23 protein-coding genes, 1 rRNA gene and 1 pseudogene are annotated in these 24,668 nt (G+C 52.6%); 11 read left to right on the top strand and 14 right to left on the bottom strand.

Features of this window, described 5'->3' with window-relative positions:
- Positions 1-20: 20 nt before the first annotated feature.
- Positions 21-521, bottom strand: a pseudogene (locus tag A3K92_RS02695) (archaellar assembly protein FlaJ); the annotation flags it as partial.
- On the opposite strand from A3K92_RS02695, the gene A3K92_RS09380 reads away from it, so the two are divergent.
- A complete protein-coding gene (locus A3K92_RS09380; RefSeq protein WP_157722416.1) occupies positions 508-675 on the top strand; it encodes a hypothetical protein in 168 nt (55 codons plus the stop codon). The pseudogene A3K92_RS02695 and the gene A3K92_RS09380 sit on opposite strands and share 14 nt — an antisense overlap.
- Here A3K92_RS09380 and A3K92_RS02690 read toward each other — a convergent pair.
- The 3 genes from A3K92_RS02690 to rrf all read right to left on the bottom strand — a co-directional run bounded on the left by A3K92_RS02690 (position 672) and on the right by rrf (position 2,730).
- Entirely contained in the window at positions 672-1,022 is a 351-nt protein-coding gene (locus A3K92_RS02690) for a ribonuclease P protein component 4 (RefSeq protein ID WP_088884804.1), read from the bottom strand. The two genes, A3K92_RS09380 and A3K92_RS02690, sit on opposite strands and share 4 nt — an antisense overlap.
- Positions 1,023-2,561, bottom strand: a complete 1,539-nt coding sequence (locus tag A3K92_RS02685) for a hypothetical protein (RefSeq protein WP_088884803.1) — start codon at positions 2,559-2,561, stop codon at positions 1,023-1,025.
- A gap of 47 nt (positions 2,562-2,608) precedes the next feature.
- Positions 2,609-2,730 (bottom strand): 5S ribosomal RNA (gene rrf, locus A3K92_RS02680).
- A 117-nt stretch (positions 2,731-2,847) separates the two neighbouring features.
- On the opposite strand from rrf, the gene A3K92_RS02675 reads away from it, so the two are divergent.
- The gene (locus A3K92_RS02675; protein WP_088884802.1) at positions 2,848-3,840 is read left to right on the top strand and encodes a V-type ATP synthase subunit I domain-containing protein; all 993 of its coding nucleotides are present in this window, start codon (positions 2,848-2,850) and stop codon (positions 3,838-3,840) included.
- Here A3K92_RS02675 and A3K92_RS02670 read toward each other — a convergent pair whose 3' ends face one another.
- From A3K92_RS02670 to A3K92_RS02650, 5 genes are all read right to left on the bottom strand, one after another.
- Positions 3,841-4,416, bottom strand: coding sequence for a cyclase family protein (locus A3K92_RS02670; RefSeq protein WP_088884801.1), 576 nt, complete (start codon positions 4,414-4,416; stop codon positions 3,841-3,843).
- 75 nt (positions 4,417-4,491) lie between these two features.
- A complete protein-coding gene (glpK, locus tag A3K92_RS02665; protein WP_088884800.1) occupies positions 4,492-5,973 on the bottom strand; it encodes a glycerol kinase GlpK in 1,482 nt (493 codons plus the stop codon).
- A gap of 329 nt (positions 5,974-6,302) precedes the next feature.
- Complete coding sequence (locus tag A3K92_RS02660; RefSeq protein WP_157722415.1) at positions 6,303-7,613, bottom strand: hypothetical protein; 1,311 nt, start codon at positions 7,611-7,613, stop codon at positions 6,303-6,305.
- Between the two features lie 33 nt (positions 7,614-7,646).
- Complete coding sequence (locus A3K92_RS02655; protein WP_232460900.1) at positions 7,647-8,426, bottom strand: glycerophosphodiester phosphodiesterase family protein; 780 nt, start codon at positions 8,424-8,426, stop codon at positions 7,647-7,649.
- A complete protein-coding gene (locus tag A3K92_RS02650) occupies positions 8,377-9,144 on the bottom strand; it encodes a glycerophosphodiester phosphodiesterase family protein (RefSeq protein ID WP_088884797.1) in 768 nt (255 codons plus the stop codon). The genes A3K92_RS02655 and A3K92_RS02650 overlap by 50 nt, the downstream gene beginning before the upstream one ends.
- A gap of 91 nt (positions 9,145-9,235) precedes the next feature.
- Here A3K92_RS02650 and A3K92_RS02645 point away from each other — a divergent pair, with 91 nt between their 5' ends.
- From A3K92_RS02645 to A3K92_RS02635, 3 genes are all read left to right on the top strand, one after another.
- On the top strand, positions 9,236-10,597 hold the full coding sequence (locus A3K92_RS02645) for an SLC45 family MFS transporter (protein ID WP_088884796.1): 1,362 nt from the start codon (positions 9,236-9,238) through the stop codon (positions 10,595-10,597).
- An 85-nt stretch (positions 10,598-10,682) separates the two neighbouring features.
- Positions 10,683-11,984: an MFS transporter gene (locus tag A3K92_RS02640; protein WP_088886015.1), complete on the top strand. Its 1,302-nt coding sequence runs from the start codon at positions 10,683-10,685 to the stop codon at positions 11,982-11,984.
- Entirely contained in the window at positions 11,981-12,844 is an 864-nt protein-coding gene (locus A3K92_RS02635) for an alpha/beta hydrolase (protein WP_088884795.1), read from the top strand. Before A3K92_RS02640 ends, A3K92_RS02635 begins: the two co-directional genes overlap by 4 nt.
- A 318-nt stretch (positions 12,845-13,162) precedes the next feature.
- Here the strand turns inward: A3K92_RS02635 and gcvPB are convergent, their stop codons facing one another.
- Both gcvPB and gcvPA read right to left on the bottom strand, forming a co-directional pair.
- Positions 13,163-14,671, bottom strand: coding sequence for an aminomethyl-transferring glycine dehydrogenase subunit GcvPB (gene gcvPB, locus A3K92_RS02630; RefSeq protein WP_088884794.1), 1,509 nt, complete (start codon positions 14,669-14,671; stop codon positions 13,163-13,165).
- A gap of 10 nt (positions 14,672-14,681) precedes the next feature.
- Positions 14,682-16,043: an aminomethyl-transferring glycine dehydrogenase subunit GcvPA gene (gene gcvPA, locus A3K92_RS02625; RefSeq protein WP_088884793.1), complete on the bottom strand. Its 1,362-nt coding sequence runs from the start codon at positions 16,041-16,043 to the stop codon at positions 14,682-14,684.
- Between the two features lie 110 nt (positions 16,044-16,153).
- Here gcvPA and A3K92_RS02620 point away from each other — a divergent pair, with 110 nt between their 5' ends.
- Positions 16,154-16,762, top strand: a complete 609-nt coding sequence (locus A3K92_RS02620; protein ID WP_157722414.1) for a DOMON domain-containing protein — start codon at positions 16,154-16,156, stop codon at positions 16,760-16,762.
- Positions 16,763-17,440 carry an HAD family hydrolase gene (locus A3K92_RS02615; RefSeq protein WP_088884791.1) on the top strand — a complete coding sequence of 226 codons (678 nt, stop codon included), beginning with the start codon at positions 16,763-16,765 and terminating at the stop codon, positions 17,438-17,440.
- On the opposite strand, the gene A3K92_RS02610 is transcribed toward A3K92_RS02615, so the two are convergent.
- The gene (locus A3K92_RS02610) at positions 17,432-17,716 is read right to left on the bottom strand and encodes a hypothetical protein (protein ID WP_088884790.1); all 285 of its coding nucleotides are present in this window, start codon (positions 17,714-17,716) and stop codon (positions 17,432-17,434) included. The two genes, A3K92_RS02615 and A3K92_RS02610, sit on opposite strands and share 9 nt — an antisense overlap.
- Positions 17,717-17,820: 104 nt before the next feature.
- Between A3K92_RS02610 and A3K92_RS02605 the strand changes: the two genes are divergently transcribed.
- Both A3K92_RS02605 and A3K92_RS02600 read left to right on the top strand, forming a co-directional pair.
- Positions 17,821-19,440: an ABC transporter permease gene (locus tag A3K92_RS02605; RefSeq protein WP_088884789.1), complete on the top strand. Its 1,620-nt coding sequence runs from the start codon at positions 17,821-17,823 to the stop codon at positions 19,438-19,440.
- Positions 19,434-20,435 (top strand): ABC transporter ATP-binding protein, encoded by a 1,002-nt coding sequence (locus tag A3K92_RS02600; RefSeq protein WP_088884788.1) that lies wholly within the window; start codon positions 19,434-19,436, stop codon positions 20,433-20,435. Before A3K92_RS02605 ends, A3K92_RS02600 begins: the two co-directional genes overlap by 7 nt.
- Here A3K92_RS02600 and A3K92_RS02595 read toward each other — a convergent pair.
- Positions 20,421-21,539: a thiamine ABC transporter substrate-binding protein gene (locus tag A3K92_RS02595; protein ID WP_088884787.1), complete on the bottom strand. Its 1,119-nt coding sequence runs from the start codon at positions 21,537-21,539 to the stop codon at positions 20,421-20,423. The two genes, A3K92_RS02600 and A3K92_RS02595, sit on opposite strands and share 15 nt — an antisense overlap.
- 341 nt (positions 21,540-21,880) lie before the next feature.
- Here A3K92_RS02595 and A3K92_RS02590 point away from each other — a divergent pair, with 341 nt between their 5' ends.
- Complete coding sequence (locus A3K92_RS02590) at positions 21,881-23,437, top strand: sodium-dependent transporter (protein WP_088884786.1); 1,557 nt, start codon at positions 21,881-21,883, stop codon at positions 23,435-23,437.
- Between the two features lie 152 nt (positions 23,438-23,589).
- Positions 23,590-24,324 carry an alpha-glucosidase gene (locus A3K92_RS02585; protein ID WP_088884785.1) on the top strand — a complete coding sequence of 245 codons (735 nt, stop codon included), beginning with the start codon at positions 23,590-23,592 and terminating at the stop codon, positions 24,322-24,324.
- Here the strand turns inward: A3K92_RS02585 and A3K92_RS02580 are convergent.
- Complete coding sequence (locus A3K92_RS02580) at positions 24,321-24,638, bottom strand: P-II family nitrogen regulator (RefSeq protein WP_088884784.1); 318 nt, start codon at positions 24,636-24,638, stop codon at positions 24,321-24,323. The two genes, A3K92_RS02585 and A3K92_RS02580, sit on opposite strands and share 4 nt — an antisense overlap.
- Positions 24,639-24,668: the final 30 nt, after the last annotated feature.

Here is a 24,668-nt window from a genome sequence, read left to right as displayed (position 1 = left end):
AGGCTTAATCACAATTTTGGTCAAAGGCTCTGGAAGAGTACAGCAAGCACCTGAGTTGAACCGCTTCCGAGATTCATCATCTTCTCCATCAAAACTTGGCCTGCGTACATGCCGGCGGCGAATATCCAGAGAAGGATGACAAAGTATTTCATCGCAACGTAGACGTGTCCTCCATCAGCGACTTTGATTGACACGGCCGAAAGCAGAGAATGAACTATCATTATTGTGAGCATGACGTACATGACAAAGGTCATTCCCGAAGGAGGGATAACATGAATGATGTCCCCAATGTACTCGGTAGGTACGTTCAGCTGACCAAAAAGGGTATTGATACTGTAGGCAACTTGGAACGAGGCGGCAAGGGCGAATGCAAACGAAGCCGTTAAACCGTAGATTATGCCAATAAAGCTGGCCATGCTCTGCTGTCTTTTTCTCCTGAGCCTGACGAGTCTCTCAAAGTTTCTGCTTATTACAAGTCCAACGTAGTCCGGCTCCGCACCCATCCTTATGGCCTCTCTAAAGCTACCCGAGATAGCGGTTCATAACCCCAAGTTCAGGAAGTTGATAAAAGCAAAGCTCAGCGAGATAAAGGACACGAGCGAGCTCGTAATGAAGAGCGTCATGGACGGACTCATGAAAATAGCCGTTGCCGAGGCAGAGGAATCGAAGACCTAGTTACGTCTTTCCTTTTTCTCCCTCAGATAGGGATAGCGCATTATGTTGCCACACTCAAGGCACTTTATTACAACGTGGGGATAGGGTTTGCTCCTGAGCCGGACTCTCGCGTTAACACCTGGTACGAGGAAGGAGTGGCATTTCTTACAGTATCTCCGCTTCCACTTCCGGGGGAGTCTGATTTTGGCCTTCTGCTGGACGGCAAGGGCTATCTCAACATATCTCTTGGCCAGATCTCTATCATACGGAAAGACCCTCTCAGCCAGAGTGAAGAGAACGTCAACCCTCTCCGCGGCTATTTTTTTCTTTTCCCTCTGCTCTCTTGCCCTGAGTTCCCTTTTACCCATTCATCTCACCAGTTTAAGCTTTCCTCTTGCAGGCTCGTAAATGTATCCCTCCTTTATGAGCCTTTCCAGTGTTCTCTCGGCCCATTCTCTGGAAAAACCGAACTTCAGAAGGGCATCCAGAAACTCCACCCTGTCGACTTCACCGCTCAACGTGGTTGCCTCGATGTCCCTGAAGATTTCGAGGGCCTTGGCGATCCGCCTGTCAGCCGGCAAGTATAACCGGTATTCCTTAAGGCTCAGAAGTTTCTGAAGTTCGCTCTGGGGGAGGCTATCAACAACCACCATCCAGTCGTTTAAAATTTCCTCGTTCACCTCCATAACAGTCCTAACCTCATTCCGTCCAAGCCTGCCCCTAAAACGACCAACCGAGCCAAAGAGCCGAAGGGTCAGCTCATACCTTCTTCTGATGTCCAAAACAGCCCCTGGGATCGTCAAAACATCGAACTTCCAACCGTATTCTTCCCTCTTTTCGATAAGCCATTCCTCAAACTTCCTCCTGAGGATTTCAACCTCGCTGTCCCTGATTGAAACACTTCCGTACCGCTCCCGCTCGATGAAAATCGTGGCTATCAGATTCGGCATGAACTTGGAGAGCAACTTAGTGTCCTGGAGGTACGGTCTCTCGTCCTCCTGGGGTATAAAAACAAAGGGCAATTCCGCCATACTGACCAGCCCATCAACCGGACTGGCACGCTTCGGCAGGGACAACAAACCTATAGCGTTCTTGCCCTCAAGGGCTCTCTGGGCAAACTTTGAAATCCTCAAAGGGGAACCGGGAACGTAATATCTGAAGGGTTCTTGGTTGGGGTTAATCACAGTAAAATCCAAGTCAAAGAAGGGATCAGAGTATTGAAGCTTTCTCTCCTTCCTAAGCTGGAGTTCCCAGGGGAAGAGGGAATGAACAACCCGGAGAATGCGCCACATCGTAACTAAACCCACTTCTCTCTTCCTGCTACTCAGGAGAGAGAATTCGCTTCCTTCACCCCACCCGGTTGGCGACTCAAGAAGAGGAGTTCCACCGTAGATAGAGTAAAGGAGAGCGTCTCGAAAGCTCTTTGTGGTGTGTACTGTTTCATCAATGAGCTCCTCCACTTCCTTGGGCTTCAACATGAGATCCCGGTATTGAGCCCAGTATTGGGAGTATTGGAGGGTACTAACACGCAACGCCCGGAGGAGTTTTAGGTTCCCCCACGGGTAGGCATCTACAATGGCCTTTACCTCTACGTATGAGCCAGAGCTCAAACGCCCCTTTATCTCGGTTTTGTCATCTATCCTTACCACGGCGTAAGCCCTTGGAAACTGATATCCAGCTTTTCTAAGCTCACCGGGAGGTAAGGGAGCGAGAATGTAGTAGACTGCATCTTTGGGAGCATTTGGGGGAATCCTGAGAAGAAGAAAACCCCTAACGGTAGCCTCGTCCCCGGGTTTCAGTTCCTGGAGGTGCTTCAAAAACTCCCTGGCCCGTCTTTCAGCTGACAGAGGTTCCTTTCTCTCATGAATTCCAAGGAGACCCACGAGTTCCAGATAGGGGTCGCTCATGTGAGTAGATAGTCTGCTCCAATTAAAAAGCTGATGGAGAAGATAGTGGCCGGCGGCGTTCCCGGTTTCCCGCCCCCTCCCGGAGGGCAGTACACCCGGGAACGCAGGCGGGCTTAACTTCCGGGATCGAAACGAGACCGGGTGTAACCCCGCCGCTATGGCCGCCGTACCGACTTATACTCCCCGGTGTGACTTTATAAATCTTTCGGTTGAGTTACTCCCCTCGAATGTATCAACCTACACAAAATCTATTTAAATTTTGAGAACTATTCCAGATCGATGGGGCATGTTCGACAAGGGAAGGCAAGGGATAACCTGGGACTACCTCCGGGAAAGGCACGTCGAGATTCTCTCCGAGCTAAAGACGCTTAGGGACTGGGACACAGTAAAGGCCATCATCCCGGAGGCGGAGGAGCTCAGAGACTACTCCCTTCTCTCTCTTCAAGCCCTGGCTGCATTAATAAGGGAGTTCCACATTGAGAAGAACGCACTCGCTGAGAAAATAGAGAAGCTCAAGCAAAATCTGGATTCCACAAGAACAGAAATGCGGGAAAGGGATTCGTCCCTGGAAAAGCGCATCAAATCTTTGGAGGCAAACGTTGAGGAACTCCAGAGAAAGATGGTTCTTGTTGAAGGAGTTAGCAGCCTAATACCAAGGATAAACGAGCTGGAGGAGCGCCTTCAGCTTGGAGTACCCGAGCCATCCAAGATAGAAAGGCAGTACTCGAAAATAATCGAAGAAAAGGTAAACGAGATAGTGGACAGGAGAATATCTGAAATCGAGGGCAAGCTATTCTCCTCGCTGGTCGGAACCACTACTGAACTCACCAATTCAGTCAAAGGCTTTCTGGAGAAATACGAGAAGCTCGTGGTGAAGAACCACGAACTGAAGAAGGCACTTGAAGCCAGGGAGGAGGAAATAAGGCTGCTGAAGGAGGAACTAGAGAAGTACAGGGAAATGGATAGAAAAGTTAAAGAGCTCGAGAAGCGTGTTTTGGAGTACGAAAAACGCTCTGGGAAGCTTTCAACTGTTGAGAAAAGACTCTTGGAGATAACCGGGGCAGCTAACCTGGAAGAGGCCCTTTCAATAATCAAAAACATGAAATCCGAATACATACCGAAATCCAAGGTAACGCCACTTATCGAAGAGCTGAAAAAACTCAGGGACAAAGTTGAAAAACTGGAAGAAGAGAACAGAAAGCTCAGAGACAGGAACGAGAAACTGGCCGAGGCTCTTAAGAGCATCATCGAAAAGAGCACAGGCGAAGAAGAGGAATGATCACTCCTCAAGGATGGCAACTGCCCTAACGGGGCTCCCGGATCCGCCCTCTATTTTGAGGGGGAGAGCTATAAAAACAAATTCCATCCCAAGCACTTCTTCCAAGTTGGTTAGATTCTCAAAAATCGGGATCTCCTCCGAGAGGAGTATCACGTGAACGCTCTCATTACCTATGCTCATGGCGTCGGTTCCAACGGCCTTAACCCCCTCAGAGGCCAAAAAGAGGGCCACCTCAGGGGAAAGCTCCCTTCCACCGGTTAGAAAGAGGACTATCCTGTTCCTGTACCCCGAGTCGGGAATCTCATCGAGGGTAACCGGCCCCTCAGTGGAGGAGCGGACGTCAATTACAAACGCTCTCCCAATAAACTTCTCAAGTGGAAGTTCATCCACGGTCTTTCCACCGGGGATAAAGTGAGCGGGTGCATCCACGTGGGTTCCCGAGTGCTCCCCCATCTTTAGAGAGTTCATGTAGTAGCCGTCCCTATCGATAAATGCCCAAGGTCTTACACGTATCTCAGGATCACCGGGGTAAACCGGGGTATCCTCGCCGAGAGGAAGGGATAGATCAACTATCATACGCCCACCGTCTAAAAATCGCACTTCTGAATAAAAACGTTGCCCCATTTTCAGTATAGACAAATAAAAAGTTAATCAAGAACCAACGACCTTCGCCCAGCCCATCGCCCTCTTCACTGCCTCCTTCCAGCTACGGTAGAGCCTCTCCCTGGTTTCTTCGTCCATCTTAGGCTCAAAGACTTTCTCTACCTTCCAGAGGCTCTTTATCTCGTCGAGGCCGCCCCAGTAGTCGACTGCGAGGCCTGCCAGATATGCCGCCCCGAGGGCGGTGGTCTCCTTCACGACGGGTCTGATGACCCTTCTGTTCAAGATGTCTGCCTGGAACTGCATGAGGAAGTCATTTGAAGTCGCTCCCCCGTCAACGCGGAGCTCCTTGATTCCAACGAGCTTCTCCATTTCTTCAATGACGTCTCTCGTAAGGTATGCTATCGCCTCTAGTGTTGCCCTCGCGAGGTGCTCCCTGCCGGTACTGCGCGTTATCCCTATTATCAGCCCGCGCGCGAACTGGTCCCAGTACGGCGCACCGAGACCGACGAAGGCCGGCACAAAGTAAACTCCCTCATTGCTCTCAAGTTTGGTGGCAAGCTCTTCAGTTTCGGCGGCATTCTTGATGATCTTTATCCCATCGCGGAGCCACTGGACAGCGGCGCCGGTTACGAAGATGCTCCCCTCAAGGGCGTAGCTGACCTTCCCTTTGAGACCCCATGCGATGGTGGTGAGCAGGTTCTCCGAGTAGCGCACCATCTTGCCCGTGTTGGCCAGGATAAAGCTCCCCGTCCCATAGGTGGCCTTCACCATTCCAGTCTCAAAGGCCGCCTGGCCAAATAGAGCCGCCTGCTGGTCGCCGGCGTCTCCGCTTACCGGGATTTCTGCACCGAGGAGTTCTTTCTTGGTGTAGCCGTAGACCTCGCTAGACTCCCTGACTTCAGGAAGAACCTCCTCAGGAATATCAAACAGCTCGAGAAGCTCCTCATCCCAGTCGAGTTTCTTGATGTTAAAGAGCATCGTCCTTGAGGCGTTGGAGTAGTCGGTAACGTGCTCCCCCGTGAGGCGGTAGATGAGGAAGGTATCCACAGTTCCGAAGAGAACCTCGCCCTTTTCAGCCTTCTTCCTCAGGCCGGGAACGTTGTCGAGGAGCCACTTGAGCTTGCTCGCCGAGAAGTATGCATCAGGAACGAGGCCGGTCTTCTCCTTAATGGGGTTTCCATATTCGCGCTTTATCTCCTCGACCATTTCAGCCGTTCTCCTGCACTGCCAGACTATCGCGTTGTAGAGTGGTCTTCCACTCTTGTCCCACACAATCGTTGTCTCGCGCTGGTTGGTTACTCCAATGGCGGCTATCTGGTTCGGCTCTATTTTAGCGTGCTCAATGGCGGTTTTTATTGCCCTCATCTGAGCTTCCCAGATTTCTTCTGGGTTGTGCTCCACCCAGCCGGGCCTCGGATAGTGTTGCGGGAATTCGTACTGGCCGATGCCGTGTATGTTGCTCTCCCTGTCGAAGATTATTGCCCTAGCAGAAGTTGTCCCCTCGTCAAGTGAGAGTATGTAGCGCTCCATGGTATCACCGGAGATAAAGCGAAAGGGAAGTATATTAGGCTTTACTCTAGGACAGTTTATAATGACCGTAAGGATGCCCATGAAACCCTCACTCTACCAGCGTTCAGGAAACCCCTGTCAGCCCTCTCCTCCGGCTAAGACCCGTCGCGCAGGCAGTAATCCAGACGTCAGACAAGCCGTGTCTCCTTTAGATTCAGAATGTATCCCAGTTCTCGGCCACAATTCCTCGGCCAGTGACCTCGATTCTGGTGTTAGAGTCCTTGGAGCACTGCTAGGATAAGAACACCCCAAAAAGGATAAAAAGATAAAGCCAAAGTTACTCCGGTTGTTTACCTATCACTCCTCCAACTAACCACGAGAGCTATTCCCACGACGAGAAGGACCAACTTCGCCAGGAAACCCGAGAGCGAGGAGTATTGAACAACCCCGTATTCGGTTGGGATTGCAATGCCAATCTCGTAGCAGTTTTTGCTCGCGTTTAGCTGTTTCTCAGTCTCTTCCAAGAACTGTTTCTGCAGCTCGATGAAGCGCTCCACGGCATTCCTCTCACTTGGAGGAAGCTTGAGAAGGTATTTCTTCAGGGTTTCGATGAGTTCTTCTTGCCTTTCGTAGCTTCTCCGGATCTGTTCTGTAATCTCTGAAACCTCAGACCTGGGAAAAATATCGGCCTGCAGGCCCAGCTCCTCAGCTTCCTTCGCTAGTTCTTCGTAACTTTCGGGGTTTACGCCGACCTCAAGCTTCACTATGTAGTCCTCAAAGCTCACCTCGAGGATTTTGGCGTGGCTCTCGTTTATCAGTTGAAGCGCCCGGGGTATGCTGTCCGCGCTCGAATCAGAGGGGACGTTTATGACCCCCACAACGGGCCAGCACTCTCCACCCATCCCTTTAAGCGAAAGGACGGACGCAACGTTGCGGTTCCACTCGGCTTTCTCATGCTCCAGGTAAAGGACTTTCCCGACGAAGAAAGCCCCAAGGAGGAGAATAATCACAAATGAGACAAAGATGGCCTTCTTCTTGCGTTTCCAAGAGGTAAAAAGGCTGACAGCGCTTAAGGCCATGACGATAGCCCACACAAAAACGAATGGCTTCCAGACGAATTCCGTGTCTCCGGTACCGATAAGTATTACTTCAACGTGGGTGTTGTTCGTTTTTGGAATCTCAGAATCCTGGGGGGAGTAAGACGCAAAGGAGAAGAAGGGCTTTAGTTTTTCGTAGTCAGGGGTTCCCTTCGTCAGGTTCTCAAGGATGAGCGAAGCGTTGTAGAGGGCCAGGTCATGGGAGATGGTTGGTTCCTTTGAAAGTTCCTTTAGAGAGATGATTTCGCATCCGTATGGAAGGCTTTTCTTGAAGGAACTCCAATTCCCAACGACGATAGTCGTCCTTAAGCTTCCCCCTGCTCCCCAGTACACATGGTAGTGGGGGAACCCGAGGGTCCAGTTCACGAGGTATTCATAGTATTCTCTCGTTTCTGCCCCGCACAGAAGGGTTGCGACCCTGCTGGGAACCTCCTGATAGACATCGTAGTTCTCTTTGAGATAAGGAACGTTTGGAGGGCTGTAAACCTCGCCGGGTATCAGAAGGGAAACCAAAAGCACTGTTGCAATCAAAGTGAGAATCCACCTGGAATCCACCCAAACCACCAAGAAAAGTAAAAATGCGAACTTTTTTAAAATTTACCTGAGCCCGAGTTTCCTGAGGTAATCAATCATCCGCTCGACGTCGTTGACTATGACCACCTCGAAGAGTCCCGTAAGCTTCGCGAGGTTGTCGTTGAGGTAAAAGAGGTCGTCATTTTCCGTCCAAAGAACGACCTTGAGACCTAGGGAACGGGCCCATTTAATCGCCTGAACAGTTTTTTCAAGACCGAGGAGGGGTATAGCCTCTATTGGGATGTTAATTGACCACAGGTTTAGTTCATCCTTAAGCTTCGGGATGAGTGGAACGACATCCTCTCTGTCTATCAGCAGTCCCATCCTTGTTTTCCCGTCAAACTTCCGGTACTCCCTGAGTGCATCAACGTCAAAGGAGGAAATCAAGACCCTCCCTGGGTTGTTCTCCTTTACTATTCTTGCAACCTCGCCGGCGGCGTCTCTGTCCTTGAGCTCGATGTTGATTAGGGCATTATCGGACAGGACCTCAAAGACCTCCTCCAGCGTCGGAATCCTCTCCCCCATGCCTATATCGGCCTTCTTGAGCTCCTCAAGCGTCATGTCCTTCTGTCTTCCGGTCATGTTGCTCGTCCTGTCAATGGTCTCGTCGTGCATTATGACAACTCTTCCGTCCTTACTGAGCCAGACGTCGAGCTCGATTCCATCGGCACCAGCTTCGATGGCCTTTCTGAAGGCGAGGAGACTGTTCTCCGGGTACTTCGCGGAGTAGCCCCTGTGGCCGAGAACGAGCACTCTATCTGATTCCCAGCCCGTCATAGGTATCGCCAGAGGAGAGTGCACCATACCCGTAAAAACCTTTCTTTACCCACGCAGGGTTGTCCAAAATGAGAGCGTCGGCAAACCTCCAAAGCCTTGGCACCCATTCCAGCTCGTTCATCTGATAGTTCCAGAGGTATATTCTCAGGCCCCTCTTACGCAGAGCCCTAAGCAAAGCGACAAAAGTGTGGTAGCCAATGTAAGAAACTGCATCTATCGGCACGTGAAGGGAGTAGAGACCTTTAATCCTCGGGATCCACGTGAGGGAAGAGTAGCCGACTATGGAAAAGCCCACGCGGCAGTCGGGGCACTCCCTTAAAAGGGCCTTAACGATTCCAGGGTTCTCTGAAGAGAATACGACGCGACCTGCAACGCTGAACCTCTCGACGAGTTTTAGGAGGGGTTCAACGGCCTCTGGTTCTTTAACATCAGCGTCGAAAAACGAGTTTCTGAAGGCCCTGAAAATGTTCTTCACTCTGGGAATGAGCTTTCCGAGGGGATGGATACTCCTCAATTCCCTGAGACTCAGGCCATTTATCCTGTAAAAGAGACCATCACTCCAGAAACCTTCATCGTGGTGGACAACGAGTTTTCCATCGCCGGTAACCCTGACGTCGAACTCCACTCCGTCGGCGTACAGTAAAGCCCTTCTAAAAGCTGGAAGGGTGTTCTCCAACGGCCCTTTGAAGCCCCTGTGACCCAGTATCAGAGTACTTTCATTGTTCAATTCTGTTCCTGCTCTCATCGTTCAGAGATGAGCTGGCAACCCTTAAAAGTTTCCTCCCCCAAATTTCCACACTGTTTCAATCGCCGATACCGAATTTGGGGGTGGAAATGTGGAGTTCAAATACTCAAGGATATTCCTGCTCGGCTTCGGTTTCTTCGGTATAAGCATCATCTGGGCCCTCTACAACGCCTACATACCAATCTTCCTGCAGGACACCTTTGGCATGAACAAAACGGTGACGGGCTTCATCATGACCATCGACAACCTGTTCGCGGTTCTACTGCTCCCGTTCCTTGGTGCGCTCAGCGACATGACTCGGACGAGACTCGGCAGGAGGAAACCATACATCCTTCTCGGCGCCCCATCTGCGGCGATCATGTTTGCGCTCATCCCGATAGCCAGGGAGCACGGCAGTTTGGCCCTCTTCATGGGGACGATAGTCTTCATGAACTTCTTCATGGCGCTCTTCCGCTCTCCGGTCATTGCCTTCATGCCGGATATAACACCGAGTGAGAAGAGGAGTCAGGCCAACGGCATAATCAACTTCATGGGTGGCCTCGGAGCACTTTTGGCTTACTTCGGGGGCAAGGCCCTCTACGATATAAACTACGCCTACCCCTTCTACGCCGGTGCGGCGATAATGCTCATTGCCAACCTCCTAGTGGTGTTCTTCGTCCCGGAGCCCGAGGAATACCGCGTCCCGGGGGAGAAGGTCAGCATTAGAAAGCTGCTCTCCGAGACGTCACGCAAGAGCTTTGGCGAGCTGAAGGAGAACCTCAAGGACGTCTTTGCGAGCCACGAGAGGAGCCTTTTGTTCATACTGCTCTCAATATTCTTCTGGTTCGTCGCCTTCAACTCCCTGGAGACCTTTTTTACCAGCTACTTCAAGTACCACCTGTTCAGGATCCCGGTGGGTGCCGCTGAGACTGAGTTCACAAGGAGGATCGAGAGCACCGGGGCCTTCCTGCTCGGCGCAGTGTCGCTCAGCTTCATGATATCCGCGATACCCGCGGGCTTTCTCGGGGCGAGAATAGGGAGGAAGAGAACCATAACCGCGGGCCTGATACTTATCTCCCTCGTGGTACTCGGGGCATACTTTTTGGGTGAAACCCACCAGCCCCAGAGTCCGTCCCTATCTGACCCAGTCGTCATGGAGTTCATGGCCCTGTTCTTTGTTGCGGGAATAGGTTGGGCGATGGTCAACGTGAACTCCCTGCCAATGGTAGTCGACATGACGACGGAGGAGAAGCTCGGCGGTTACACCGGGCTCTATTACTTTTTCAGTCAGGCTGCCAACCTTGTCGCACCTCCCCTGGCGGGAGCCTTTCTCGACCTCATAGGCTACAAAACGCTCCTTCCGTTTGCAATGGTGTTCTTCATACTGGCGGCGATAACGATGCAGTTCGTCAGGAGGGGCGACATTGTCAGAACTAAGGGCAATGCCCTCGACTACGTGCCGGACATGGACTGACCTTTCCTTTTATTTTTGTCGTTTGAACTGGAAACGTAAAAACGTCTCTTTGACATAAACACGGCAGAATAAGGGGGTGTGAATGATGGAGAGGAAGGGCTTCAGTTGGGGTGTTGTGCTTGGACTTGCTCTGCTCGGCTTCAGCAGAAGCGTTGGGTGGGCCCTCAACAAAGGCCTGTCTTTTCCGCTACTGTCGAGCTACACGGAGTCCGCCTTTGTTAAGGGGACCATACTGGCCGCTGAGGGCCTCATCGGCCTGTTCGTGCCAGTTCTGCTGGGGTATTACAGCGATACCCTCAGATCGAAATACGGCAGGAGAAGGCCGTTTATAATGCTCGGGGGCCTCCTCGCCGGGATTGCTGCACTGATGATCTACACGGCCTATGCCATGGGTGTCCCGCTCTGGGGTTTTGCTCTGGCCCTCGGTTTCTTCTACCTCTCGATGCACACCTATACCGCCCAGTACCGTGCGCTGATGCCTGATACGGTCGAGAGCGGACAGCGCGGAAAGGCGAGCGGGATCATTACGCTCTTCGAATGGGCGGGCAACCTGTTCCTCTTCGGACTGGCGGCTTTTCTCATCGCCAAGGCCGTGGCCGAGACAGGCGAAAGTGAAGGAATAAAGGCGCTCGTCCAGACGCCGTACCTTAAGATACCGTTTATAATAACTGCGATATTCCTTATTGGAGCCGCTCTCTTCGTTTACTTCGTTATCCGAGAACCCAAAGCGCCGGAAATTGATGACGAGGAGAGCCTTTGGGAATACCTGGCCAGCATAGTCAAAAAGCGCGACTTCCTCAAGTTTTACACCGCACAAACCCTCTGGTGGATGAGTTTTGAGTTCATAGCAATATTCCTCTACGGGATCCTTGCGTACATTCTCAAAGGCTCAGCGAGCCAGGAGAACATCAAGGCAGTTACATCCCTCGGTCTGTATCTAATGGCCCTCTTCAACGTGACCGTGCTCGTGGGGTCACTCCCCGGCGGCATGATCTACGACAAGATTGGCAGGAGGCTGAGCATAATCCTCGGCGGCCTCGTCTTTGCCATTCCACAGCTCTGGGGCTGGTTCATAACGAGCCAGAAGGAGATAGTAGTTGCCCTCGGGATAGCGGGAATTGGCTGGGGAATCCTGATGGCGGCCTCTTATCCCGTCATCGGCGATCTGCTCACTAAGTTTGAGAGGGAGGCATTTACAGGCCGCTACTACGGCTTCTTCGAGGCCACCCGCTCACTGCCCGTCCTTCTTGCCGGCACGATAGGAGGGGCCATAGTTGACCTCGCGGACGACAACTACCGCATCCTCTTCCCCATCGGAGCGGTGCTGGTGCTCATAGCCATGCCTCTCATATGGAGCATGAAGGAACTTGAGGTGAGTGGAAAATGATCATTGAAGTCTTACTTCTTGTTATTTTCCTCTTCCTTACCTTCTCTGCCTTCGTTGGGTATAAGATGGTGAAGCCGCCGAGGCTCATCGGGGACTGGACGCCGAAAGACCTCGGCTTCGATTATGAGGATATCACATTTGAGACCGAGGACGGGCTAAAGCTCAGCGGCTGGTGGATCTCAAACGGGAGCGATAAAACTGTCATCCCACTCCACGGCTACACGGCAAGCAGGTGGTACGAGCTCTACATGAAGCCGACCGTTGAGTTCCTCCTCAAAGAGGGCTACAATGTCCTCGTCTTTGACTTCAGGGCGCATGGAAGGAGTAAGGGGAAGTACACGACGGTCAGCGATAAGGAGATTGCGGACGTTAGGGCGGCCGTGAGGTGGCTGAAGGAAAACCACCCGGAGGAAGCGAAGAGAATAGCCCTCGTAGGTTTCTCGATGGGCGCGATGCTCACCATACGCTCCCTCGCAGAGATTGAGGAGGTCTGCTGCGGCGTCGCAGATTCACCGCCCATGGATCTCGATAAGACCAGTGCAAGGGGCCTCAAGTACTTCGTCGGCCTTCCTGAGTGGCTCCACGTCTTCGTCAAGCCCTTCACGAAGCTTTTTAGTGGCGGGAAGGAAGTCCACCCGATAAGTTATGCCGACAAAGCAAGGAAACCGCTCCTCCTAATAGCCGGAGAGAAAGACCCGCTCGTCACGGTAGAAGAGGTTCGGGAGTTCTACGAGCGCAACAAAACCATAAACCCGGACGTCGAGCTCTGGGTCACCGACGCTCCTCACGTAAGGACGCTCAAGCTCCATCCTGAGGAGTGGAAGAAAAAAGTGGGGGAGTTCCTGAGGAAGTACCTCTGATTTTTCAAATTTTTATAAAGAGCACCTTTTCAAAAATTCAAAAAATTAAAAAGCCTAAACTTTTTGAAGATGAAAAGAAAGTTGAAAAAAGCGCGAGAAACTCAGGGAGGAGAATGGAAAGCTCTACTAAAGCCTCAGCTAACCCTCTTTTCCTCACCGCTCAGCGTGGCTAACGCTCGTCATCGGCCGGGGGAACTTTGGGAGAACCTTTTAAAAAGCAACCGCCAAAAGAAGAGAGGGGAATGAAGAGCGTTTACCGGTCGGATTCGCTACCGGATGAAGAGACTGGCACTGGCTGACCCCACAAAAAGATAAAAGTCAATAATCGATCTCGCCCTTCTTCTTGAGCTCCCTGTACATGCGCCAAGTTATTACCGGCTTCTTCGCAGCTAAAACGTCGTCAACCCTCTTCACTGCTGTGTTGTGCGGGGCGCTCTTCACAACCTCAGGGTTGCTGTAGGCCTCTTCGCTTATCCTCTTGAGGGCCTCGACGTAGGCGTCGAGCTCTTCTTTGCTAACAGTTTCGGTCGGCTCTATCATGAGAGCCTCGTGAACAATCAGCGGGAAGTAAACCGTTGGAGCGTGCATTCCAAAGTCGAGGAGCCTCTTGGCGACGTCCATCGCAGTGACACCGGTCTCCTTCTTCATGGGCTCGGCTGAAAAGACGGTCTCGTGCTTCCTCAGTTCTTTACCCGGCAACTCATAGCCACGGGTTCCCTTCAGCTTCTGGGTGAGGTAGTTTGCGTTGAGGACAGCGACCTCGCTGACCTCTCTCAGGCCTTCCTTCCCCATTATCTTGAGGTAAGTCAGGGCCCTGACGATGACGGCAAAGTTCCCGTAAAGCTCTTTGACCTTGCCGATGCTCTTCGGCACGTTGTAGTCGAGGTAGTAGCGGTCGTTTTCTTCGTCGTAGCTCACCAGTGGGACTGGCAGGTAATCCTTGAGGAAGTCCTTAACGCCGACGGGCCCGCTTCCGGGGCCGCCACCGCCATGTGGAGTCGAGAAGGTCTTGTGGAGGTTGAGGTGGACTATGTCAAAGCCCATATCACCCGGCCTTATCTTTCCGAGGACCGCGTTGAGGTTCGCTCCGTCGTAGTAAAGCAGGCCTCCAGCTTTGTGAACTATCTTCGCTATCTCCAGTATCTCGTCCTCGAAGATGCCGAGGGTGTTTGGGTTTGTGAGCATTAAGCCGGCAGTCCTCTCGCTCACAGCGTTCTCAAGGGCTTCCAGATCAACCGTACCGTTCTCGTTGGAGGGTATCTCAATAACCTTGAAGCCGGCCATGGCCGCACTTGCCGGGTTGGTTCCGTGCGCTGAATCCGGAACCAGCATCTCGTCCCTCTGAACTTCCCCGCGATCGAGGTGGTAGGCGCGGATTATCGAAACGCCGGTGAATTCACCGTTCGCCCCAGCGGCAGGCTGAAGGGTGAAGCGGTCCATGCCGGTTATTTCCTTCAGCCACTGCTCCAGCTCCCACATTATCCTGAGCGCTCCCTGAACTGTCCGTTCGTCCTGGTAGGGGTGGACGTAGGCGACACCAGGGTGGGAGGCTATCTCCTCGTTTATCTTGGGGTTGTATTTCATGGTGCACGAGCCGAGCGGGTAGATTCCGGAGTCAACGCCGTAGTTCATCTCGCTAAGTCTCGTATAGTGCTTGACCACCTCGGGCTCGCTCAGCTCAGGGAGCTTGAGCGGGCTCGTTCTCCTGAGCTTCTCAGGGATTTCAACCTCAACCTCCTCAATGGGCTTTGGAAGGGTGTAACCAATCCTTCCGGGGCGTGAGAGCTCAAAGATAGTTGGCTCATCCCATTTAGCCTGCCTGAACATCTTCACCACCTCACAGCTCCGCCTCACTTATTATCTCTCCCAGCGCTTCAACCAGTCTGTCAACCCACTCCTTCCTCGTTGTCTCTGTCGCCGCGAAGAGCGCTGTCTCGCCCAGCTCTGGGAAGTGCTTTCCGAGGTAGTAGCCGCCGTGGATTCCCCTCTCAAGGAGCCTCTCGTGGATGACATCGTAGGGAATCTCAAAGCGTACTGGCACGTCTTTGAAGTAGAGCCCCTCGAAGGGAACCTCGCCGACCTCTGAGAGGCGCTTCTTGAGGTAGGCCGTGTTCTTGAGAATGATTTCGCCAAGCTCCGCCAGGCCCTTCGGCCCGAGCGTTGCGAGGTGTATCGCAGCCGCCACCGCCACCAGCGCCTCGTTTGAGCAGATGTTGGAGGTTGCCTTTGCGCGCCTTATGTGCTGTTCCCTCGTCTGGAGGGTCATCACGAATGCCCTCTTTCCGTCCGCGTCTTTGGTCATGCCGATTATCCTGCCCGGCATCTGGCGGATGAGTGACCTGTCGTTCCTCACCGCAAAGACGCCCGCCCTCGGGCCGCCGAAGTTCATCGGGCTTCCAAGGTAAGATGCCTCCCCAACGGCTATATCAGCGCCCAGCTCTCCCGGAGCTTCAAAGACTCCCAGCATCGTCGGGTCTGCCCCAACGACGAAGTAAGCCCCAGCTTCATGGGCTATTTCTCCGATTTCTCTAACGTTCTCCTCCACAAGGCCAAAGAAGTTGCTCATCTCGACGTAAACTCCAGCGGAATCTTTAACTTCCTCCTTGAGCTTTTCGAGGTCGAGCTGACCCTTTTCGTCCCAGGGAACCTCGACTATCTCAAGGTCCGCTCCGCGGGTGTAGGTCCTAATCACCGCTTTCTTTTCTGGGCTTAGGGCCTTAGGGATCAGGAAGCGCTTCTTCTTCCCTCTGTGGAGCCTCACCGTCATCAGGGCTGCTTCCGCTATTGCCGTTCCCCAGTCGTACATAGAGGAGTTCACGATGGGAAGGCCGTAGAGCTCGGCCATCATGCTCTGGTACTCGAAGAGGGCCTGGAGCATGCCCTGACTTATCTCGGGCTGGTAGGGGGTGTAAGCAGTTAGAAACTCGCTCCTCTCGATGATGTACTTGACGTGCGCGGGAACGTAGTGGAAGTACGTGCCCGCTCCTAAAAAGCTCGGCATCTCAAGTACGGTCTTGTTTTTGCCCAGAATTTCGTTCATCTCAGTGAAGACCTCGTATTCGCTCTTTCCCTCCGGCAGGTCGAACTCCTTGACCATGCCCTTTGGAACATCTGAGAAGAGGTCCTCAATGGATGAAAAACCGATTTCTTTCAGCATCTCCTCCTTGTGGGCCGAGTTCGGGATGTAGTGTCTGCCCATACCTATCACCTTCTGAGCTTTAAAATGCTCGTTGAAATTTGATGTCCCTGTAATATATGCTTTGTGCTGGTCAGGCAATTTTAAAAAAACCCAGCCTCGATTCTAAGCCCATGATGAGAGGCCTCAAATTCCTTGCAGTGGTCTTAGCGCTCGCGCTTGTAACCTTATCTTCAGGGTGTGTAAGCCATGCTGGCGAAAAGTCAGATGCTAATACCCAGCTGGTTCAGTGGAAGCCCGACGGGGTTATATCGCCGGGTGAATATCAGGTAAACTTCACCACCAAGGAAGGCGATTTTTCGGCCTTCTTCCGCGTTGAGAATGGTACCCTCTTCGTGGGCATGAAGGCTATGACGCACGGCTGGCTCGCAGTGGGCTTTGGAGGCGGCCCTGGGATGAAAAAGACCGACATAGTTATAGCCTACGTCCTTCCCAACGGGACTGTTGGGATCAGTGATGATTATTCCACCGGCTTTGCGGGCCCGCACAACCCCGATGAATTCTACGGCGGAAACTACAGCATTGTATCCTTCGGCGGCAGGGAAGATGGAGATTTCACGGTAGTGGAGTTCTCAAGGAAGCTTGACACAGGCGATCCCTACGACTTCAAAATCCCTACAAACGGGAGCTTCCGCGTCATTTGGGCCTATGGAATGTCCGACGACTTCATCTCTGAGCACGTGAGAGCGGGCCACTTCTACGTCTCGCTTGGAGGTGGTTGAATGATAATAGCGTTTGACTTTGACGGAACCCTTGCTGACACTTACTCGTGCATCGAGGAGGCCTTCAGAAGAGCACTGGAGAAACGCTACCGCTGGCTTCCGGGAAAGGCTCTATGGGCGAAGCTCCTCACCAAGATAGAGCTCCAGTTCGAGAGACCGACCTTTGGAAAGCACAAGAAGAAGTCGAAGCCGCCGTTCTTCCTAAGGACGAAGTTTTTCGAGACCTGGTTCGAGGAGAGGGTGAAGCTGACGAAGCCGATAGACGACTCCCCCGAACTGCTTAGGAAGCTCAAGGAAGCCGGGCACACCGTTATCTCGTTCTCGGCGGAAGACTTCATAGACGGCATGAAGGTAAGAAGGCTGAAGGAGATGGGCATCTACGACCTCTTCGACGAAGTCATAGTCTTCGGGAGGGACTTAACGATAGACGAGGCATTTCAGCTCGTCCGCGAGAAGTATGGAGACGAGATCTTCATCTGGGTGGACGACAAACCCTGGCGCTTCATCGGGCACGGCGACGAGAACACGGAATACGTCTGGTACTACTTCCCCTTCACGGCGAAGTTCGTGGAGAAAAAGAGGGAAATGCTGGCCTTAATCCCCCATCTACACGTGATCAGAGACCTCTGGAGCATCTTCGACGTCATCGAGAGGGTTAAGCAGGAGCGTTCATCCTGAGTCCGCGTTTGTATACTCTATAGTGTCCTCTATGAACTCGTCGAACGTTTCCTTGTCGGTTTCCTCCAGCTCAAGGGTGAATTCCCTGCCGAGGGACCACCTGACGGCCACGTGGCCCTTCTTTCCCTCAACCAGGACCAGTCCAAAGGGCAGATCGCCGGCCCAGTGGTGTTTGGTGAACTCAACGTCGAAGCCCTTCTCCCTGAGCTTTTCCAGGATGGCCTCGTGGGTCTTGTGTGGACCGTAGGGGCTCCTCGCTTTTCCGATGTAATACATTTTTACCCACCAATGGGTAGTTGTGGGACGGAACTTAAAACCTTTTCGGCCAGCCTAACATTTTAAAGGACAACGTTTTAAGGCCAAGATTGGTAGGGATTCCGATGAAGTGGAAGAGACTCAGCCCTCTGATACTCATCCCCTCGCTGGTTTTTCTCCTGCTGTTCTTCTACTATCCGATACTCCTCATTCTAAAGGACGGTCTGTCCCCAGCTGCTCTCGGCGAGGTCTTGGGTGATTCCTACTACAGAAAGGTCATCCTCTTCACATTTGAACAGGCGATAGCCTCAACTATCTTAACGCTCGCCCTCGGTCTCCCCGGAGCTTACCTCTTCGCCAGGTACGACTTCCCGGGAAAGCGCTTCCTGAGGGCCCTGCTCACGGTTCCCTTCGTCATGCCGAGCATAATGGTCGCTATGGGCTTCATAATCCTCTTTGGAAGGAACGGGGTTATAACAAACCTGGTAGGCAGAGATCTGGGAATAATCTACTCCTGGAAGGGCATAATCCTGGCTCATGCATTCTACAACTTTCCCGTCGTCGTCAGAATGCTCTCGGCCCTCTGGCAGAGGATAAACCCCCACTACGAGGAAGCAGCCATGAGCCTTGGAGCGAGGGGCTTCACGCTCTTCAGGAAGGTGACCCTTCCGATGCTATATCCGGGCATACTGGCCTCGGCCATGCTCACCTTCATCTTCTCCTTCCTCAGCTTTTCGATACCGCTGATAATAGGCGGCTACAAATACGCCACCCTTGAGGTGGCCATATTCACCGAGATCATGACCCTTCTGGACTTCAGGAGGGGCTCAGCCCTTGCCGTCATCCAGCTGGCGCTGAGCTTTACCTTCATGTACGCATACCTCAAAAGCCTAGAGCTCTACTCCCGGGCCGAAGAGCAGAGGGTTTTCAGGAGAACCGAGAGGTTAACCACTAAGGAGATCCTCAGCGTCAAAGGCCTTCTAATCCTCCTCTACTCCGCTGTGGTTGCGCTCTTCATAGTGGCTCCACTCCTGGCGGTCGTCTACGAGTCCTTCACCTACGGTGGAAGGCCGACGCTCCTCTGGTACAGGCGCCTCTTTGAGGCTGAGTACAACCCCCTCTTCGCCTCCGACAGCCTGCACGCGATAGGCTACACCTTCCTCTTCGGTTTCTCAACGGTTTTTCTAAGCCTGCTCATAGCCCTCCCGATAGCCTACGCCCTGCGGAGATGGAGCTTTCCTGGAAAGAGGCTCTTTGACACGGCCGTTATGCTCCCCCTGGGATCTTCGGCGATAATCATAGGGCTGGGCTACATAAAGGCCTTCCACAGGGGGCCCCTCCTCCTGCTTGGTAGTCCCTACCTCATAGCCTCCGCCCACACCGTTATAGCCTACCCCTTCGTCCTCAGGGCCCTGCTGGCATCCCTGGGCAAGATAAAGCAGAACCTCCGCGAGGCGGCCTTAACCCTGGGTGCAAGGGATCTAACGGCATTTCTGAAGGTGGAACTTCCCCTAGCTATGGGCGGACTTCTCGTCGGGGCCATATTCGCCTTCGCCATGAGCGTTGCAGAACTCGGGGCAACCTACATGATCTACCGGCCGGAATACACGACCGTCACGATAGCCATCTACAAGTACCTCGGAACCAGACAGTTCGGCCCGGCATCAGCCATGGGCGTGATTCTAATCCTCGTTAGCCTTGTTGGTTTCCTGATAATCGAGAAGACCGGTGAGGAAGTATGGTAGAGGTAAGGCTTGACGGGATCAGACTCGTCAGGGAAGGGTTCACCCTGAGCATCCCCAAACTTGAGGTCAGGGACGGTGAGCTTCTTACCCTTCTGGGACCCAGCGGCTGTGGGAAAACCACGACGCTGAGGATAATAGCCGGCCTGGAGAAGGCCGAAGGCAGGGTTTTCTTTGGTGAGGAGGACGTTACCGGGAAAGAACCCTACGAGAGGAACATCGGCCTCGTCTTCCAGGATTACGCGCTCTTTCCTCACATGACTGTTTTTGACAACGTGGCCTTTGGGCTGAAGCTGAGGAAACTGCCGAGGAATGAGATCGAGCGCAGGGTGAGAGAGGTTCTTGAGGTGGTTGGCCTGGAGGGAATGGAAAAGCGCTATCCGGAACAGCTCAGCGGCGGACAGCAGCAGCGCGTGGCTTTGGCCAGGGCCCTCGTTATAGAGCCCCTCGTCCTTCTCCTCGACGAACCCCTCAGCAACCTAGATGCCAAAATCAGAGAGCGGCTGAGACGGGAGATAAGGAGGATCCAGAGAGAAACCGGGACCACAACTGTGTACGTCACCCACGACCAAGAGGAGGCAATGGCAATAAGCGACAGGATAGCTGTGATGAACGCCGGAAAAATCCTCCAGCTTGGGGAACCGCTGGAGCTCTACTATCATCCAAAGAGCGAGTTCGTGGCCAAGTTCCTCGGGAAGGCCAACCTCCTCGAACTCGAAAGCAAAAACGGAAGGGCATGTCTCGGCGGGCTGTGCTTTGAAGTCGGCAGGGACGGAAGAGTTAAGGTGTTCTTCAGGCCCGAGAGCGTTGTCGTAACGGAAGGAAACGATGCGGAGGTTCTGGAATACGAGATCCTACCCGGCAGGGTGCGGATGATCCTTGAGGTTGAGGGAAAAGAAATAACGACCGAAACCCCCATACCCGAGCTGCCCTTTAGCCCGAAGAAAATTCCAAAAAAAGTTGGGATAAAGGTTAGAGCCTATTCAACCCTCCCTTGAGGCCTTTATCTCCTCGGGGCTCTTGCCCTGGATCATGAGCTGCACCCACTCCCTTATCCAGCGGTCGAAGTTCTCCCTTACATACTCCGGATCAAGGCTGACGGGCTTGATCTCCTCGAGCGGAACGGCGTACTTATAGACGTCTGGGAGCTTGACGTTTGGATTAACGGGATACATCCACTGGTTAGTTGGTACTTCGCTCTGGAAGTCCTCGGTTAGGAGCCACTCTATGAACTTCTGGGCAAGGTCTTTCTTCTTGGTGCCCTTGACTATTCCCGCGCCCTCAACCTGGAGGTAGTTGCCCTCCCTGAAGGCCACCGCCCTGATGTTGGTGTTGTTTTCGTAGTAAACCGTGGCCGCCGGTGAGGTGGAGTAGCTCAGAACCAGTGGGTAGCCCTCCTTCATGAACTTCCCGTACCATGCGTCGCTCCAGCCTTCGGTTATAACAACGCCGTTCTCCTTGAGCTTCTCCCAGTAGTCGAGGTAGCCATCGTTACCGTAAACGGCTATCGTCCACAGGAGAAACGCTGCACCCGGTGAGCTCGTTCTTGGATCCTCGATGACGAGTTTGTCCTTCCACTCGGGCTTGGTGAGGTCTTCAAGACTCTTCGGCGGCTCGCTGACCTTGTCCAGCCTGTAGTTTATGGCTATGTAACCATAGTCGTAGGGAATCAAGTGATAGGTTGGGTCGAGCTTCTCGATGAGCCATTCTGGAACGAGGTCTATGTTCTTCGGTTTGTAGGGGTCGAGAATTCCGGCTTTTATGGCCTTAGCGGCGAGGCTGTTGTCTATGCCTATAACCACGTCCGCCTGGGGGTTGTCCTTTTCAAGGATCAGCCTGTTCAAGAGCTGTCCTGCGTCGCCAACGGTGATGAGCTTTACCTTAACTCCGTATTTCTCCTCGAACTTTGGAAACGTTGCCTGAGCAACGTATTCAAAACTATCATAGGAGTACACTACTAAGGTTTCAGGCTTGTTGCTGGTAGTGGTAGTTTTTTCGCTCCCCGAGCTTGTGGTACTGGTAGAGGTACCTTTTTCTGAACCAATACACCCGGCTGAAATCACCAACAGCAAGACAACCAAAAAACCAACGAGTTTCTTCACGTTCCCACCCCCTTTCAAAACGTCATTTTGATTTTTCAAAACTCGGTTTTTGAAGACATTAATAAGGTTTGCTGGACAGATTCGTCCATAGAATAGCTAAGTATTACCCCAGCAGTAGTCTATGTAAAAACTCCGGCTAAGACTCTTGATGGAGAGTCCTTCCAATTCCAACAAAATCTTTGTAAAAAGTTCAAAAAAGAGTATAATTTTCGAATTTGCGTCAAATAACAATAGACCGCTTCCGAAAGACTTTTTAATAGAGAAGAAATACTTTAATGTGCCAGTATGTCCTTGTTAGCCCCTCTTTGTATTTCCGGGGCAAAAATAAGGGGGTGATGTAAGTGGAGCAGAGGGATCAATGGGCAACAAAGATTGGTTTGATTTTGGCCATGGCAGGTAACGCCGTTGGTCTCGGTAACTTCGTCAGGTTCCCAACGCAGGTGGCCCAAAACGGTGGCGGCGCCTTCATGGTGCCGTACTTCGTAGCACTGTTCTTCCTCGGTATTCCAGTGATGTGGATTGAGTGGGTCGCCGGTCGCTACGGTGGCAAGTATGGTCACGGTACCCTCGGTCCAACGTACTACCTCATGGCCAGGGAAAGCCTCAAGCCGAGGAGCGCGCTCTGGTTGGGTGTCATCAGCGGTATGCTGGCCTTCAGTCTGACGGTGTTGCTCAATAGCTACTACCTGCACCTCATAGGCTGGTCAGCGGCTTACTCCTGGTTCAGCATAACCGGCGCCTACTTCGGCCAGAACACGGGAGACTTCTTCAGCAACTACCTCAGCAACCACGGCGAGGTCTTTCTGTTCTGGGGAATCACAGTCATACTGCTCTCCATAGCAGTCGGCCAGGGTGTCAGCAAGGGAATAGAGAGATGGGTCAAGGTAATGATGCCACTGCTCTATATCTTCGCAATTATAATGGTCGGCTACATCTTCGTCCTTGGTTCACCAATAGACCCCAACTGGAGCACCATTGATGGATTCAAATTCATCTGGAGCCCGAACTGGAGTTACCTTGGAGACCACCTTTGGGACGTCATGCTCGCTGCGACCGGACAAATATTCTTCACACTCTCGCTCGGTATGGGTATCATCCAGAACTATGCGAGCTATCTCGGTCCCAAGGATGACGTTGCCCTCAGCGGTCTCGCGACGGTTTCGCTCAACGAGTTCGCTGAAGTAGTCCTCGGTGGTTCAATAGCCATACCGCTCGCTACCGCTTACGCTCCCAAGATCGTTCCAGCGGATGTCTTGGCCAAGGGTAAGAGTGAGGCACTCGCTTGGATTGGCCAAAAATTCGGTCTTGGCTTCTCATACACCAGCCTGCCAAACGTCTTCGTCAGCATGGGGGATGCTGGAAAGCTCTTCGGTGCGATGTGGTTCCTGCTCCTCTGGTTCGCAGGGTTCACCTCGGCAATAGCAATGTACAACTACCTTGTGGCTCTGCTTGAGGAAGACCTCAACATCAAGAGGAGCATAGGCACCTGGATAGTGTTCCTCATATACTTCATAATGGGACTGCCGGTCGTTTACATCAGCGGTTACATGGACCAGGTTGACGCGTGGGTCAGCTTCCAGCTGACACTGCTGGCGCTGTTTGACATCATCGTTGCAGTGTACCTCTTCAAGCCCGACAACTTCTGGAAGGAGCTCCACGAGGGTGCATGGATGGAAGTTCCCGGCTGGTACAAACCAATAATCCTCTACATAGCACCGATACTCCTGTTGCTCCCACTGGTCGGAACATTCAAGAGCTTCATAAGCGGAAGGATCGGCATCGCACCGTGGACGGCAATAATCGTCATGTGGATCATCGGATTCATTGAGAGCTACTACTCCATCAAGAGAAAGTATGCAGAGGAGCTAGAAAAGAACGAGGTCATCGTAAAGGTCTGAGGTGGTGACGATGGAAAGCTGGGTAATCTACATGGTGGGTGCATGGCTTGTTATCTTTGCCATGATGTACTGGAGCATAAGCAGGCTGCTTAAGGCAGAGAAGGCACAAAGGTCTTAAGCCTCTTTTCTTTTCAAATTTTGGAGGTGTTGACGTGAAGAGTAGGGACATCCTTCTTGATACAGCTGAGGTTCTCGAATCAACTCTTGGTAGAATTGACCGCATCACGCTCCTCACCAATAAGGAAAAGGAGCGCGTGAAGGAGAAGATAAGCGAGGCCTCGAAGAACTTCAAAAAGCTTGCAGAAGATGTCAAGAAGGACAACGAGGAGCTGGCCGAGTTCTTCTTCAAGAAAGCGAAGGAGTTTAAGGCCATGAGCACCGACAAGGCCATAGAAAAGGAGGGGAAGAAGAATTACATGAAGTTAGCGGACAGGATTCTCCTCTACTCCCGCTCGGCCGAGTACGACTTCGTTCCGGAGAAGATGAAGGAACTGAAGAGGGTCTACCGGAAGTACCTCTTCGGGATGACGGCGTTCTTCATGCTCACAGGATTTTATCTGAACCAGTTCCTCGCGATAACCGCGCTGATACTCGCTATACCGATAGTACTCTCGATGCTCTCACTCCAGAGGAGGGGATACCTGGGTCTCCTCCTTGCGTATTCTGCCATCCCAATACCCGTGATAGTGGGGGCCATAGCGCTGAGTTATGGTATGAGAGCCCTAAACGACCCCGCGAAGATAGCGGAAATAGCCCAGCACCTCAGCAAGAGCACAACCTTCGCAAAGGGGTATCTAATCATCCTCGTACTGCTGGCGGCCGTAGAACTTTACCTGGTGCTGAGTTCGGCCGTGGGACTCTACCGACACAGGCATGCTTTCCTTTAGTAGAGGGCCTCCTCCCCCCTTTCTCCCGTCCTTATCCTAACCGCGTCGTGTACTGGCAGAACGAAGATCTTCCCGTCCCCGGGAATCCCTCGCCTGGCGTTTCTGGCTATTATGTCAATGACCTGCTCAAGGTCGCTGTCCTTAACCACTATCTCAAGCTTAATCTTCGGCAGTAGATCGTATGGCGGAACACCTCCTTGGACTCCCCTTCCCTGAACGGAGGAGACCGTCAGGGGCATGAATCCTGCACTCTTGAGGGCCTTCTTCACGTTCTCAAAATCCTCGGGTCGTAAAATAGCCTCCACCTTCTTCATGGTACCACCAAAATAAATAGGGCAAAGTTC

Origin of the sequence: Thermococcus gorgonarius (assembly GCF_002214385.1) — an archaeon.
GTDB lineage: Archaea > Methanobacteriota_B > Thermococci > Thermococcales > Thermococcaceae > Thermococcus > Thermococcus gorgonarius.
Note: the sequence above shows the minus strand (reverse complement) of the source record. Positions and strands in the feature narration are given on the sequence as shown.

Bases quoted from the DNA above. Each gene is read 5' to 3' on its own strand.
- A3K92_RS02670 (WP_088884801.1), bottom strand. From the start codon at position 4,416: ATGATAGTTGATCTATCCCTTCCTCTCGGCGAGGATACCCCGGTTTAC.
- A3K92_RS02635 (WP_088884795.1), top strand. From the start codon at position 11,981: ATGATCATTGAAGTCTTACTTCTTGTTATTTTCCTCTTCCTTACCTTC.
- A3K92_RS02580 (WP_088884784.1), bottom strand. From the start codon at position 24,638: ATGAAGAAGGTGGAGGCTATTTTACGACCCGAGGATTTTGAGAACGTG.
- A3K92_RS02675 (WP_088884802.1), top strand. From the start codon at position 2,848: ATGTTCGACAAGGGAAGGCAAGGGATAACCTGGGACTACCTCCGGGAA.
- A3K92_RS02600 (WP_088884788.1), top strand. From the start codon at position 19,434: ATGGTAGAGGTAAGGCTTGACGGGATCAGACTCGTCAGGGAAGGGTTC.
- A3K92_RS02650 (WP_088884797.1), bottom strand. From the start codon at position 9,144: ATGAGAGCAGGAACAGAATTGAACAATGAAAGTACTCTGATACTGGGT.
- gcvPA (WP_088884793.1), bottom strand. From the start codon at position 16,043: ATGGGCAGACACTACATCCCGAACTCGGCCCACAAGGAGGAGATGCTG.
- glpK (WP_088884800.1), bottom strand. From the start codon at position 5,973: ATGGAGCGCTACATACTCTCACTTGACGAGGGGACAACTTCTGCTAGG.
- A3K92_RS09380 (WP_157722416.1), top strand. From the start codon at position 508: ATGGCCTCTCTAAAGCTACCCGAGATAGCGGTTCATAACCCCAAGTTC.
- gcvPB (WP_088884794.1), bottom strand. From the start codon at position 14,671: ATGTTCAGGCAGGCTAAATGGGATGAGCCAACTATCTTTGAGCTCTCA.
- A3K92_RS02605 (WP_088884789.1), top strand. From the start codon at position 17,821: ATGAAGTGGAAGAGACTCAGCCCTCTGATACTCATCCCCTCGCTGGTT.
- A3K92_RS02655 (WP_232460900.1), bottom strand. From the start codon at position 8,426: ATGGTGCACTCTCCTCTGGCGATACCTATGACGGGCTGGGAATCAGAT.
- A3K92_RS02690 (WP_088884804.1), bottom strand. From the start codon at position 1,022: ATGGGTAAAAGGGAACTCAGGGCAAGAGAGCAGAGGGAAAAGAAAAAA.
- A3K92_RS02610 (WP_088884790.1), bottom strand. From the start codon at position 17,716: ATGTATTACATCGGAAAAGCGAGGAGCCCCTACGGTCCACACAAGACC.
- A3K92_RS02685 (WP_088884803.1), bottom strand. From the start codon at position 2,561: ATGAGCGACCCCTATCTGGAACTCGTGGGTCTCCTTGGAATTCATGAG.
- A3K92_RS02620 (WP_157722414.1), top strand. From the start codon at position 16,154: ATGATGAGAGGCCTCAAATTCCTTGCAGTGGTCTTAGCGCTCGCGCTT.
- A3K92_RS02615 (WP_088884791.1), top strand. From the start codon at position 16,763: ATGATAATAGCGTTTGACTTTGACGGAACCCTTGCTGACACTTACTCG.
- A3K92_RS02640 (WP_088886015.1), top strand. From the start codon at position 10,683: ATGGAGAGGAAGGGCTTCAGTTGGGGTGTTGTGCTTGGACTTGCTCTG.